Genomic DNA, 13,179 nt, shown 5'->3' with positions numbered 1-13,179 from the left:
TTAACAGGATTAGACTTATGTACATTGTAACAGGCGGTGCCGGCTTCATTGGCAGTAACATTATTAAAGCGCTAAACGATCGCGGCATTCGCGACATCTTACTGGTTGATGACTTAACCGACGGTAAGAAGTGTCTAAACCTGTCCGACTTAGACATCGCTGACTACATGGATATGTACGACTTTTTAGACGCGATCAAACGCGATGCGCTAGATATCCAAGCCAAAGCGGTGTTCCACGAAGGCGCTTGTTCAGCGACCACGGAGTGGAATGGTAAATACGTAATGGACGTAAACTACCAATATTCCAAAGCGGTGTTGAAGTGGTGTTTAGACCATAAAGTGCCCTTCTCTTACGCGTCGTCTGCTTCTGTCTACGGCCCTGGCCCTGTGTTCCAAGAAGCGCGCCAACATGAACAGCCGCTCAACATGTACGCCTACTCTAAGTTCCAATTTGATCAATACGTACGTGCAATTTTACCTAATGCTACCTCGCAAATTGTCGGCTTTCGCTACTTCAATGTGTACGGTCCTCGTGAACAGCATAAAGGCAGCATGGCCAGTGTAGCGTTCCACCTACGCAACCAAGTACTAGCCGGCGAAAATCCGAAATTGTTTGGTGCTTACGATGGCTACGAAGCCGGCGGCCAAAGCCGTGACTTCATTTACGTTGAAGACCTAGTCAACACCAAGCTATGGTTCCTTGATCACCCTGAAACCTCAGGCATTTACAACTTGGGCACGGGTCATGCAGAACCCTTTAAGACCATTGCCGAGACGGTGATCGATCATTACGGCAAAGGTGAAATCGAGTTTATTCCTTTCCCTGAACACCTTAAAGGCGCCTACCAAAGCTTCACTCAAGCGGACATTTCTGAACTACGCCGTGCGGGCTACCAAGGCAGCTTCCGCGGTCTTGCTCAAGGTGTAAAAGACTACATGGTATGGTTAGATCAGCGTGGCTAAATATTTGATTGTAGGCCCGTCTTGGGTCGGTGACATGGTGATGGCACAGAGTTTGTTTAAAGCCATCAAGTTACAAGACCCTGACGCCATCATCGACGTGATTGGCCCAGCTTGGTCTAGCCCAATCTTGGCACGCATGCCAGAAGTACGCCGTGGCTTAACGCTTAAAACAGGTCACGGCGAGTGGGGCATTAGTACCCGCCGTACGCTAGGCAAATCTTTGCGCGAAGAAAGCTACGATGAAGCCATCGTACTGCCGCGTTCTTGGAAATCAGCGCTGGTGCCCTTCTTTGCCAAAATTCCAAAACGTGTTGGCTTTCACGGTGAGCAACGCTACCTACTGCTGACCGAGCGCCGCAAGCTAGACAAACAAACCCTGAACCAAACAGTAAAACGTTTTGTTTCATTAGGTGTGGATAAAAAGCTAGCCTATCCACCGCAAACACGCCCTAATCCAGAGCTAAGCGTCGACCCTGACAATCAAGCTAAGCTATACCAAACCCTGAAGCTTGATGCCCAGCGTCCTGGCGTTGCTATGATGGCGGGCGCAGAATTTGGCCCAGCCAAGCAATGGCCGATTGCCCACTTTCATGAGCTGGCACGTCAGCTGATTGCTCAAGGCTACCAAGTTTGGGTGCTCGGTGGTCCCAAAGATCAAGCCGATGGCGATGCCATCATCCATGGCTTAGGCGAGCACGCCCATAACCTTTGTGGCGCTACCAAACTGGTGGATGCTATCGATTTACTGGCGGCCGCTGACGTTGCCGTGAGTAATGACTCTGGGCTAATGCATGTCGCCGCCGCAGTCGGCACCAAGGTGCACGGCATCTACGGCTCAACCAGCGAGCGCTTCACACCGCCACTGACTGATAACAAAGTGATTCATAATCTTCACTTAGACTGCTCACCGTGTTTTAAACGTACCTGCCCACTCGGCCATACCAATTGCTTAAACGATATTAAGCCCGAGCAGGTTATCGCAACCATTTTGCCCTCACCGCAATCGTCACAATAGGTCGCTTATGAAAATTTCCGGCAACGTCATCACTCTCAATGAAGAGCGCCATATCGAGGCGTGCATTAAAAGTTTGCAGCAAGTCTGTGACGAAATCATCGTCGTCGACTCTGGCTCTAGCGATCGCACCGTCGCCATTGCAGAATCACTGGGCGCCAAAGTTGTTCACCAACCTTACCTAGGCGATGGCATTCAGAAAAACGTCGCCCTTGGCCATGTGAGCAACGACTGGGTACTCAGCTTGGACGCCGATGAGCGCGTCACAGAAGAAATGGCACACGCCATTCAACAGCTGAGCCTTGGTGACAAAGGTGTGGACGCCTACACCTTCCGTCGACGTAACATGATTGGTGAACGCTGGATCAAACAATGTGGCTGGTATCCAGATCGCTGTATCCGCCTTTACAACCACACCAGTGCACGCTTTGCAGATGTGAAACAGCACGCTGCAGTCAAAGCACAAAAAGTGGTGAATATTAATGCCGACATCATCCACTACTCGTTTCGCAACATTGGCGAATTGTTCGCGAAACCTGGGCGTAACTTCAGTGGTCGTGCCGCTAAAATCATGTATCACAAAGGCAAACGCGCCCATGCCTTATCGCCTTTTTTACATGGCTTAAATGCTTTCTTGCGTAAATACATCGCTAAACGTGGCTTCTTAGGCGGCGTCGATGGCTTCACGGTGTCAATGAGCTCTGCGGTCAACAGCTATTTGAAATACGCTAAATTGCTGGAATACCAACGTGACCCTTCTGTCACCCAGCAAGATGACTTTAAGAACATTTGGTAGCCTTATGCATATTACCCACGTCAATCTTGCCAAAGGCTTTCGCGGTGGTGAGCGCCAAACAGCGATTCTGATCAAAGAGCTCGGCAAACAGCCCAACCTATCACAACAGTTAGTCTGCCGTGCCGACTCGCCGCTGCGAGCCGAGCTTAACAAGGTCCCCAACCTTAGCTTTAGCGATGCCAATCACCAATTTGACGGCCACTTTAAGGCTAGCAAAACCGACGTGGTGCACGCTCATGAGGCAAAGGCGGTGCATTGGGCGTGGTTGCATAAGCAACTGCGCAAAACGCCCTACCTGTTGACCCGTCGCGTCGATGCGCCGATAAAAGACAAATGGCTGAATAAGCAGACCTATTCTCAGGCGTCTGCGCGCGTGGCTATTTCGAATATCATTCGCGGCATTATTCTAGAAAAGCATTGGGGCAATGTGGATTTAGTGTTTAGCGTCAAAGGCGATTTAAGTCACGATCCCGCCGCAACCGCCAAAATCAAGCAAGCGTTTGCAGGCAAAACCTTAGTCGGCCATGTGGGCGCTTTGGTGGATAAGCACAAAGGCCAAAAAATCATTATTGAGAGTGCGCGCCAACTTGCGAACAGCCATCCGCACTTGCAGTTTTTGTGCTTAGGGGACGGTAAAGATAAAGACGAACTCATGGCGCTGAGTGAAGACTTGCCTAATCTGACGTGGCTGGGCTTTAAAACCAATGTGGGTGACTACATTCACGCCTTTGATTATTTTGTGTTTCCTTCGCGTAACGAAGGCCTTGGCTCGAGCTTACTCGACGTCATCGACGCGCAAGTGCCCATCATTGCCTCGGATGCGGGCGGCATCCCTGATATTATTCGCCATGAAGAAACGGGGCTTAGCATCCCCGCAGGCGATGCTAGCGCGTTAACCAACGCCATTAAGCGCTTAGACCAAGACGCTGCATTACAGCAGCAGTTAGTGGCTGGCGCCACACAACACTTACAAGCCTTTACCCCAGGGCACATGGCTGAGCAATACCTTGAACTGTACAAAAGAGCGCTTAGTTAGCGCTCTTTTGTAGATCAAAGTATTTCTGTGCCACCAAAAGCGCCACAGTTTGCTCTTGTTCGGCATCAAGAAATTGTGCGACATACTGGTGAGCATTAGCGATAATTGCTTGCGCCTCCCCAGGGTGCTCATTGTAATAAGCAATTTGCTCTTCAAGATCCGAATAATCGTCCTTTAATAAAACATAATGCTTGCCAGGCTCAAGACGCCCTTCTAAGAACCATGTTTCATAACGTGGCTTGCGCATCATCACTAGCGAATTTGACGCCATCGCCCATTTAAGATTGGTCGCGACGTCTTTGCCTTCTACACTTAAAATATAGCGATAGGCAAACTGTTGCTGGATCGACATAAAACCTTTGTAGCTCGGCTCATGGGCCAAAGTCGCATCGTTATGACCAACATCCGCCAGCGTACTGTTATAAAACAGATCGACAAAGGCACGGCGGTGCGGCTGATAAACCATGCCGCGCCAGATCGCTTGTGGCTTTTTATCCTTAAATTGATAAGGGTCTTGATAAAACTGGAAGTGTCGGTAAGCATCCAGTTTCAGCAACACTGCATTAGCATTGTCATCCGACACTGGGCGACTCTTTACAAACGAAGGCGTCTCAGGCACATAGGTCACGTCGCCAAAGATATACTCAAAGCGCACCTCTTTGGGGAAGTGGCGGATCACACGACGCGTATCCGCGTAATAAACAAAGCTTTTACCACGCTTAAAATCGCCCACCGCGACCGCCTTATCAGTCAGCGAAAACGGCTGATCAAGCTTACAACAATAATCCACCCGAGCTCGCATCTCTTCACTGATCGAGCGCCCTTTGAGGTAAGCGTCCACAGCTTGCCCCGAGCGACTGACAGCAAACGCCTCGGTGATGTAATACGTTATTTTCGCCAAGCGCTTTTTTAGATACGCAAGGTCTTTCTTTTTCGCCACTTATGCATCTCCACCAAACAAATCACGGGTGTATACTTTTTCCAGTACATCTTCAATATCATCCGTGACGCGGTTGGCAATGATCACATCGGATGCCTGCTTAAAGGCCTCCAGATCGTTTTCCACACGAGAATTAAAAAAGCTTTGTTCTTCCATAACAGGCTCGTAAACAATGACTTCAATGCCCTTGGCTTTAATACGCTTCATCACACCTTGAATCGCCGAGGCACGGAAGTTATCAGAGCCAGCTTTCATCACCAGTCGATAAATACCCACCACTTTAGGGTTGCGACGTACCACCTCATCGGCGATAAAGTCTTTACGGGTCACGTTGGCGTCAACAATGGCACGAATCAGATTATTAGGCACTTGATCGTAGTTTGCCAAGAGCTGCTTAGTGTCTTTTGGTAAGCAGTAACCACCGTAGCCAAACGATGGATTGTTGTAATGACCACCAATACGTGGATCTAAAGACACCCCTTGAATGATCTGTTTGGTGTCTAAACCATGAGTCGCCGCATAGGTATCTAACTCATTGAAGTACGCTACACGCATAGCCAGGTAAGTATTGGCAAACAGCTTGATGGCTTCGGCTTCAGTGGCATCGGTGAGCAAAATATCAATGCCATCTTTGTTAGCCCCTTGCGCTAACAGATTAGCAAAGGTTTGCGCCCGCTCTGAACGCTCGCCGACAATGATGCGCGAAGGATATAAGTTATCGTATAACGCCTTGCCTTCTCGGAGGAACTCTGGTGAAAAGATCAGGTTTTCCGTATTAAAACGCGCACAAGCATCCAAGGTGTAACCCACCGGAATGGTCGATTTAATCACCATAGTAGCCGTCGGATTTAAACGGATAACATCGGCAATCACAGACTCCACATGACGCGTATTGAAGTAGTTGGTTTCAGGATCATAGTCGGTCGGAGTGGCAATGACGATAAACTCGGCGCCCGCATAGGCTTCTTCAGGGTTTAACGTAGCACGAAAATTTAACGTCTCTTCGGCTAGGTAACGCTCCGCCTCATCGTCTTGGATCGGAGACACGCCACGGTTAAGCATTTCGACTTTTTCAGGCACCACATCAAGCGCTACCACTTCGTTGTGTTTGGCTAACAACAAGGCGTTGGAAATCCCCACATAGCCTGTGCCCACTACTGCAATTTTCATCTGCAAACCTTAATAACGTTTAAATTGGCGCTATTTTAGCGCGCCTTTGATAACAGCTCTATGACTAAATGCCCGAACTACCCTGCAACTGACGCAACATACGCTTGGACCACTGACTCCATGAGCCCACATAGATATGTTTAGCTTCAAGGCCCGCGTAATTCATCGCCAACACGTTGTGACAAGCCGTCACACCAGAGCCACAATAATAAACAATGGGGGCTTCCACATGACGCAGTAAATCACTCCACTCATCGAGCAGCAATGCTGGTGCTTTCATAGTGCCATCAGCGGTTAAATTCTGGCTAAAAGGACGATTCAAAGCCCCTGCGATATGCCCTGCCACTGGATCCATGGTCTCATTTTCACCGTTGAAGCGATCGCTGGCACGGGCATCAAGCAACTGAAACTGATCGCTTTCAAAGTTTTTCACCACGTCTTCTTCCAGTACTTGCCAAGGAAACGACACCTTCACGCGTTTACTAGCCTTAGTAGGCATGTTTTCACCACTTTCTAACGCCAATCCAGCACTCTGCCAAGCTGGCAATCCACCATCAAGCACATACACTTGGATGCCCTGCTGTACCAACATCCACCATGCGCGAGCGGCCATGGCGCCGCCCATATCATCGTATACCACCACTTCAGAATCAGCAGTAATGCCCAGCTCAGCAATGGTATTGGCAAAGGCATCAGGCTCAGGTAACGGATGTCTGCCGGTCTGCTCACTCTCTGTACCCGCTAATTGCTGGTGCAGATCGACAAACACAGCCCCTGGGATGTGGCCTTGACGATATACTTGCTGGCCTTTGTGTATATCTGCCAAATAAAAACGACTGTCTAAGATCACCAAATCTTGCTGGTCTAACATTGCGCTCAGTTGCGCCACAGAAATCATCGTTGGCAGTGCCATATCCACCTCTATTGAGTCACATCATGTGTTAAGTATGAACACAATAGCCTACTGCGATTGCGGCGCTTTTGCTATGATGTGGCGGCAATCAATCTGACAAAATGACACCATGAAACGTATCGACCAACTGCTGACCGAAAAACAACTCGCCAAATCCCGCTCACAAGCGCAAACCTTTATCAGCCAAGGCAAAGTGTTTGTGTTTGAAAAAGACCAGTGGCTGGCGATCAAAAAGCCCAGCTACAAAGTAGACCCAGAGGTCGAAATACGCTTAGAGCTAGATGAAGCAGATCAATACGTATCACGCGGTGCATTGAAACTTGTGGGCGCCTTAACCACCGCCAACTTGAGTCTGGCAGGCTTTCAAGTGCTGGATGTTGGCCAATCTACTGGCGGCTTTACCGACTGCGCCTTGCAGCACGGTGCCAGCAAAGTCGTTGGCGTGGAAGTCGGACACGACCAGCTCGATCCACGCCTACGCGAGCGTGATGAAGTGATCTGTCTGGAGGGCGCCAATGCCCGTCATTTGACCCGTGATGATCTTGGTGAGCACTGCCCCGAAGCGGGATTTGATGCCGCTGTGATGGATGTGTCCTTCATTTCACAAACCAAAATATTACCGCAGCTGCCAGCTCTAATTCGCTCACAAGGCTACTTGATCACCCTCGTCAAACCACAGTTCGAACTTGGCAAAGAAGCCATTGGCAAGGGTGGGATTGTGCGTGACAAAACCCGCGTCGTGAAACTTGAGCAAGAGATGAAAGCGTTGGTCGAAAGCCTAGGATTTGATGTACTGCATTATGAAAAAAGTATCATCAAAGGCGGCGATGGCAATCAGGAGTTTGTCTTAGTCGCTCAGCGCCATTAATCCGCTAAGCCGCCTTAGCCGTGGCAGGTGAGCGCTGGCGTGCATAAGCGCGGCGCTCGAGCAAACGTACATAGCGCTTAGCCAAAACAAAGCCGATCAAACCAAAAATCACCGAACCGACCGCCTGCCCGAAGATCACACCATCGGCGCCCATCCACCAGCCAAACATGATAATCAATGGCCAAGTGCCGAGTGTGGCACGGCCAAAATTCAGCAACGTACTGCTGAGCGGGCGCCCCAAATTGTTGAACGCAGCAATCGCGATAAACAGCAAACTCTGGAAAAAGAAGCTAAACGAGCCATACGTTGCAAAGAAGCGAATCAAACTGGCGGTCTCGTCCGTAGCATTAAAGATCGAGACCAAAAATCCTTGCGCTAAGTACAAAGCACTGCATAACAGCACGCAATAAATTAGCGCATACACCACCGCACTGGTGATGGCATCGTGCATGCGTTTAAACTGATTGGCGCCATAGTTTTGTGCCAATACCGGACCGACCGCCCCGGATAAAGCGAACAACCCGCCAAACACCACCGGAATGATGCGTCCAACAATGGCCACGCCAGCCACAGCATCATCGCCAAACTCGGCCGCATGCTCCATCACAATCGCATTCGCCAGCGGCGATGACAAATTCGTTAGCATCGCTGGCACAGCAATTTTTGCGATCGGCTTCAGATCATAGAAACACTCAGAAAAGCTAAAACGCCCCAACATGCCATGAACCGTTACCACGCCCCAATAGCTCACACCGAGCATCGATATGCGCGCCACCAAGGAAGCAATAGCCGCTCCGTGAATGCCCAATCCAAAAACGAAGATCAACAGCGGATCAAGAATCGCGTTGACGACACTACAGAGCAAAGTTGCATACATGGCGCGTCGAGCATCGCCCAAAGCACGCATAATGCCCGAGGCAATCATCCCTACCATCACCGCCGGCATGCCCAGCATGAGGATTTGCAAATAGCCAGTGGCCAGCTCTAACGTCAGCGAACTGGCACCTAAAAAGCCAAGTAAAGCGGGAATTTGCGGCCAAAGCAGCCAAACAACAAGTGTGGAAAAAACCGTGCCCACCGCCAGCACATGGGTCGCTCGGCGCCGCGCTAACGCGTAATCACCAGAACCTACTGCCTTGGCGACCAGTGCCGTCGCCGCTACCGACACGGCAATACTGATCGACACAGTAAAAAACATGATGGTGCTGGCAAAGCCCACTGCTGCGACGATTTCATGTTGATCCAGCATCGACAAAAAGAGCATGTCCACCAGATCCACCAAAAACATCGCCATCAACCCTAATGCCCCAGTAAAGGACATCACGGAAACGTGTTTAAAGGTCGACCCTTGTGTCAATTTTGCCTGCTGCGGCATGAAACCCCTCGAAAACCAATGCGGCGTGTGGCGCCAGAGATAAAAAAAGCCGAGCAAGCTTTTGGCTCACTCGGCTGTTTATTGTCGCACGTATCCTCAAGCGATAGAACGCTCTATTGTGGACATATTAGTGAATACCGCGATCCGACTTGGCGAACACAATCTTCTCGACATCGGCGTAGCGCTCGGCGAAATGCACCGTCATATCCGCTTTAACCGAGTCTGGCAACTCATCAAAATCACGACGGTTCGCCTCAGGCAAAATCACCTCATTGATCTTACTGCGCTTAGCGGCAATGATTTTTTCGCGAATACCGCCTACCGCCAGCACTTGCCCCGTGAGCGTCAATTCGCCAGTCATGGCCATAGGGCGCTGCACTGGCTCACCTTTGGCCAACGACATCAAGGCTGTGGCCATGGTAATACCGGCACTTGGACCATCTTTGGGCGTCGCCCCTTCGGGCACGTGCAAATGCACCATACACTTATCGAAGAACTCAGCGTTTTTCTGATAGCTCTTAGTGTGTGACAGCACATAAGAGTAAGCGATCTCGGCCGACTCTTTCATCACATCGCCCAGCTTACCCGTCAGCTTCAAGCCACGGCTTAGCTCGTGTACGCGATTGGCTTCAACGGGCAAGGTAGCGCCACCCATAGACGTCCAAGCCAGACCTGTCACCACGCCTACGCCGCGCAACGTCTTCTCTGAGCGGAAGTACGGCATTCCCAGCAAGGTTTCCACATCTTTGACGCCGACATTGATGCTTTCTTTCTCGCCTGTCATCAATTCCACGACACTTTTGCGCAGAATCTTCTGCAACAACTTATCAAGCCCGCGCACGCCCGCCTCACGGGCATAAGACTCGATGATGTACTTCAGTGCGGCATCAGTAATGTTCAACTGTTTTTTCAGCAACTTGTTTTTCTTCAACAAGTTAGGCCATAGATGTTGCTTGGCGATAGCGAGTTTCTCTTCAGCGATATAACCTGACAGGCGAATCACATCCATACGATCAAGCAACGGCGCTGGGATGGTATCCAGCTGGTTTGCAGTACAGACAAACAGCGTTTTAGATAAGTCCACGCGCATATCAAGGTAATGGTCTAAAAACTCACTGTTTTGCTCAGGGTCTAGCGCTTCAAGTAACGCAGAGGCTGGATCCCCTTGGAACGACGAGCCAATCTTGTCGATCTCATCGAGCATGATCACAGGGTTTTCCACCTGCACATCTTTAAGGGCCTGCACAAATTTACCCGGCATCGCGCCGATGTAAGTGCGACGGTGGCCTTTGATCTCAGACTCATCGCGCATACCACCTAAACTAAAGCGATAGAACTCACGGTTAAGCGCCTCGGCGACCGACTTACCAATCGACGTTTTACCTACCCCTGGTGGCCCCACCAAAAGCAAGATCGAGCCGCCCATTTCTTGGCGATGGGCCCCCAGCGCCAAGAACTCGATAATACGATCTTTTACATCGCCAAGCCCCGCATGGTGCGAACCGAGCACATCGCGGGCCACGTTGATGTCCAAGTTATCTTCTGAGTGCACTCCCCAAGGTAAGGACGTCGCCCAATCTAAATAGTTACGCGTAACACCGTATTCTGGCGAGCCCGCTTCTAAGATGCTCAACTTATGCATCTCTTCATCGATTTTATGCTGGGCGGCCTCAGGAATGGTTTTGCCCTGCAAACGCTCTTGGAAGGTTTCCACATCGGTAGTGCGGTCGTCTTTCGAGATGCCCAATTCTTTTTGAATGACTTTGAGCTGCTCTTTCAAGAAAAACTCACGCTGATGCTTGCTGATCTTTTCGTTTACTTCCGAGCTGATTTCATTCTGCAATCGAGCAATCTCTAGCTCTTTACGTAGTAGCGTCAGTGATGCATTAAGACGTGGTGACACTTTGAGTGTTGCCAACACATCGTACAATTCTTGCGGCTCAGCCGAGGTAATCGAAGCCGCAAAGTCGGCCAGCAAACCTGGTTCATTAAACGAGAAGCGCCCTAGATACTGACGCAAATCTTCGCTAAAGAGAGGATTCAGACGAATCAGCTCTTTGATGGCGTCTAAGATGGCAATGGAGTAAGCCTTGGCCTCATCATCTTTTACCGTCGTATCAGTGATATAACGCACACGCGCTAGGTAAGGCGCTTCTTCACTTAACCACTCAACCACTTGAATGCGCTTAAGGCCTTGCGCCAAAAAAGTTACTTTATCGTCTTGTTTCTCAGCGCGGTGAATGCGCGCCACACAGCCAAGCTCATAGAAGGAATCAACCTTAGGAGCACCAGAGCCTACCTTTTCCGCATAGACCAAACCAACAACGGCTTGTTGCTGATCTGAAATGCTCTCTAGGGTCTCTTCCCAAGGGTCAGCGTCGACCATAACAGGCTGTACCTGTGCTGGAAAAAAGGGGCGACTTGAGACTGGTAAAATATAGAGGGTATCGGGTAACACATCATCCGGCAGCGCTAGGGCACGCGGGTCACTGATGGACACTTCTTCCGCGTCGACAACATCACCTTGAGATTGGTCTAGATATTTTTCATCGTCACTCATAAAGTCTCTTCTCTGCAAATTATGATCAGCATGCGATCAATATTGGAATATAAAGAGTATGTAGTGTCAGTTAGCAGAAATACAATCCAACCACCCCTAGGTGCTTGTTTACTTCACCTTTTTTGCAGTTAACCGCGCGCAACCAAATAGGCACCTGCGCCCATCATTAAGCCACCAGCACTGCGATTTAAGCGCTGCATAGCCCGTACCGACGTCATGTAGCGACGTGCTTGGGCAGCGCCCAATGAGACGGTGGTCAAAGCAATCATTAAGGCGACAAAGGCCAATACAGAGGCTTTTGCCACATCGGTACCAGACAGCACCGTAACGTCCATAAAGGTAGGTAAAAAGGCGATGTAAAACAAAATCACCTTAGGATTCGAAGAAGAGATTAAAAAGCCCTGCACCGCAGCCGCCATACCTTGCTTACGTGACTGATTAGGGGCTTCATCAAGAGACGTCACTGGCGCCGTCCACATTTTCAGCCCTAAATACAAAAGATACGCCGCGCCAACGTAGCGAATGGCGATAAACAAGGTTTCCCATTGCTCAGCAATGGTCGCTAAGCCAAAGCACGCCATCACCAAATAAGCGATATCACCGCACGCCATACCCATAGAAAGAGGCAAGGTTCTTAAAACACCCTGTGACAAGCTTTTGGCCAATACTGCAAAGGTGCCAGGGCCTGGCGTAATGCCAAACACAAAGATAGCGATAAAAAAGGTGATCGCACTTTCAATGGTCATGATTAAGCCTCAATACCACATGTGCCGAGAATCATACGCGTCACAAACTGCTTGGCTTCGTCAAAGTCCGCTTCGCTTAGCTCGTCTTTTTGTAGCAGAATTTTTACCTGCGCATCAAAGTCCGCATAGGTTTGTGTCAACGCCCACATACTGATGAAAAGGTGCTCTACCGAGACTGGCTTCATTAAGCCCTCTGCAACCCACTGATCGATAATTTCGCGCTCTTTTTGCAATTGCCCAACAAAGTAGCGGCGTAGAAACTCCAGTACAAACTCCTCTTCGCCAATAAGTGCCATAGCAAATACTTTGGACGAACAGGGATTGATGCGAGATTGGTCGATTTTTTGGCTGATATAACGGGTTAGATTGGCTTTAGGGCCATCTTCTACATTGAACTGACTCACAGAATCGAGCCACAGCTGTAGGATGCTTTCTAAGACAGCTTCTAATAAATCTTTCTTCGAGCGGTAGTAATAATGCACATTGGCTTTTGGCAATCCTGCCTCGTCAGCGATCATCTGCGTGGTCGTTTTGGCTAGCCCTTGGCGGGCAAATACTCGCTCCGCAGTCGCTAGGATAAGCGCTTGATTTTGCGCACGAATATGACTTTTAAGCTGATCTTTATTACGTTTCTTCGGTTCGGTCACAACGACTTCCATTTAGTTAGAACGGATTGGCAAAAGAAGAATTATAGGGGCAAAGCGTTGTAATTCACATCATAAAAAATGGGGAGCAAAAGCTCCCCGTTCCCCTTACAACAGTTAGGCGTTAGGCATACGCCTATTTAGTGCTGCTGTA

Annotated in this window: 12 protein-coding genes; 5 read left to right on the top strand and 7 right to left on the bottom strand. The window is 49.7% G+C overall.

Annotated features, from left to right (window positions below):
- Window positions 1-17 precede the first annotated feature (17 nt).
- From rfaD to JQX58_RS08995, 4 genes are read left to right on the top strand one after another with little or no spacing between them, the layout of a single operon-like run.
- Window positions 18-965: an ADP-glyceromanno-heptose 6-epimerase gene (gene rfaD, locus JQX58_RS09010; RefSeq protein WP_204146505.1), complete on the top strand. Its 948-nt coding sequence runs from the start codon at window positions 18-20 to the stop codon at window positions 963-965.
- The gene (waaF, locus tag JQX58_RS09005) at window positions 958-1,980 is read left to right on the top strand and encodes a lipopolysaccharide heptosyltransferase II (RefSeq protein ID WP_204146504.1); all 1,023 of its coding nucleotides are present in this window, start codon (window positions 958-960) and stop codon (window positions 1,978-1,980) included. The genes rfaD and waaF overlap by 8 nt, the downstream gene beginning before the upstream one ends.
- Before the next feature lie 7 nt (window positions 1,981-1,987).
- The gene (locus JQX58_RS09000; RefSeq protein WP_204146503.1) at window positions 1,988-2,773 is read left to right on the top strand and encodes a glycosyltransferase family 2 protein; all 786 of its coding nucleotides are present in this window, start codon (window positions 1,988-1,990) and stop codon (window positions 2,771-2,773) included.
- A gap of 4 nt (window positions 2,774-2,777) precedes the next feature.
- A complete protein-coding gene (locus tag JQX58_RS08995; protein WP_239090223.1) occupies window positions 2,778-3,809 on the top strand; it encodes a glycosyltransferase family 4 protein in 1,032 nt (343 codons plus the stop codon).
- Here the strand turns inward: JQX58_RS08995 and JQX58_RS08990 are convergent.
- From JQX58_RS08990 to JQX58_RS08980, 3 genes are all read right to left on the bottom strand, one after another.
- Window positions 3,802-4,749 carry a glycosyl transferase family 90 gene (locus JQX58_RS08990; RefSeq protein WP_204146502.1) on the bottom strand — a complete coding sequence of 316 codons (948 nt, stop codon included), beginning with the start codon at window positions 4,747-4,749 and terminating at the stop codon, window positions 3,802-3,804. The genes JQX58_RS08995 and JQX58_RS08990 overlap by 8 nt on opposite strands.
- On the bottom strand, window positions 4,750-5,919 hold the full coding sequence (locus tag JQX58_RS08985; RefSeq protein ID WP_204146501.1) for a nucleotide sugar dehydrogenase: 1,170 nt from the start codon (window positions 5,917-5,919) through the stop codon (window positions 4,750-4,752).
- A 64-nt stretch (window positions 5,920-5,983) separates the two neighbouring features.
- Window positions 5,984-6,832, bottom strand: a complete 849-nt coding sequence (locus JQX58_RS08980; RefSeq protein WP_204146500.1) for a sulfurtransferase — start codon at window positions 6,830-6,832, stop codon at window positions 5,984-5,986.
- A 109-nt stretch (window positions 6,833-6,941) separates the two neighbouring features.
- On the opposite strand from JQX58_RS08980, the gene JQX58_RS08975 reads away from it, so the two are divergent.
- A complete protein-coding gene (locus tag JQX58_RS08975; RefSeq protein ID WP_204146499.1) occupies window positions 6,942-7,700 on the top strand; it encodes a TlyA family RNA methyltransferase in 759 nt (252 codons plus the stop codon).
- 4 nt (window positions 7,701-7,704) lie between these two features.
- Here JQX58_RS08975 and JQX58_RS08970 read toward each other — a convergent pair whose 3' ends face one another.
- From JQX58_RS08970 to JQX58_RS08955, 4 genes are all read right to left on the bottom strand, one after another.
- Window positions 7,705-9,075 (bottom strand): MATE family efflux transporter, encoded by a 1,371-nt coding sequence (locus JQX58_RS08970; protein ID WP_204146498.1) that lies wholly within the window; start codon window positions 9,073-9,075, stop codon window positions 7,705-7,707.
- A 127-nt stretch (window positions 9,076-9,202) separates the two neighbouring features.
- Entirely contained in the window at window positions 9,203-11,635 is a 2,433-nt protein-coding gene (gene lon, locus JQX58_RS08965) for an endopeptidase La (RefSeq protein WP_204146497.1), read from the bottom strand.
- Window positions 11,636-11,763: 128 nt separating this feature from the next.
- Window positions 11,764-12,381 carry a LysE family translocator gene (locus tag JQX58_RS08960; protein ID WP_204146496.1) on the bottom strand — a complete coding sequence of 206 codons (618 nt, stop codon included), beginning with the start codon at window positions 12,379-12,381 and terminating at the stop codon, window positions 11,764-11,766.
- Between the two features lie 2 nt (window positions 12,382-12,383).
- Window positions 12,384-13,028, bottom strand: a complete 645-nt coding sequence (locus tag JQX58_RS08955) for a TetR/AcrR family transcriptional regulator (RefSeq protein ID WP_338040714.1) — start codon at window positions 13,026-13,028, stop codon at window positions 12,384-12,386.
- Between the last annotated feature and the right edge of the window lie 151 nt (window positions 13,029-13,179).

It is taken from the genome of Marinomonas ostreistagni (assembly GCF_016888445.1).
Taxonomy (GTDB): domain Bacteria; phylum Pseudomonadota; class Gammaproteobacteria; order Pseudomonadales; family Marinomonadaceae; genus Marinomonas; species Marinomonas ostreistagni.
This window is presented reverse-complemented; position numbering and strand designations above follow the sequence as displayed.

Bases quoted from the DNA above. Each gene is read 5' to 3' on its own strand.
- rfaD (WP_204146505.1), top strand. From the start codon at position 18: ATGTACATTGTAACAGGCGGTGCCGGCTTCATTGGCAGTAACATTATT.
- JQX58_RS09000 (WP_204146503.1), top strand. From the start codon at position 1,988: ATGAAAATTTCCGGCAACGTCATCACTCTCAATGAAGAGCGCCATATC.
- JQX58_RS08995 (WP_239090223.1), top strand. From the start codon at position 2,778: ATGCATATTACCCACGTCAATCTTGCCAAAGGCTTTCGCGGTGGTGAG.
- JQX58_RS08985 (WP_204146501.1), bottom strand. From the start codon at position 5,919: ATGAAAATTGCAGTAGTGGGCACAGGCTATGTGGGGATTTCCAACGCC.
- JQX58_RS08980 (WP_204146500.1), bottom strand. From the start codon at position 6,832: ATGGCACTGCCAACGATGATTTCTGTGGCGCAACTGAGCGCAATGTTA.
- JQX58_RS08975 (WP_204146499.1), top strand. From the start codon at position 6,942: ATGAAACGTATCGACCAACTGCTGACCGAAAAACAACTCGCCAAATCC.
- JQX58_RS08970 (WP_204146498.1), bottom strand. From the start codon at position 9,075: ATGCCGCAGCAGGCAAAATTGACACAAGGGTCGACCTTTAAACACGTT.
- lon (WP_204146497.1), bottom strand. From the start codon at position 11,635: ATGAGTGACGATGAAAAATATCTAGACCAATCTCAAGGTGATGTTGTC.
- JQX58_RS08960 (WP_204146496.1), bottom strand. From the start codon at position 12,381: ATGACCATTGAAAGTGCGATCACCTTTTTTATCGCTATCTTTGTGTTT.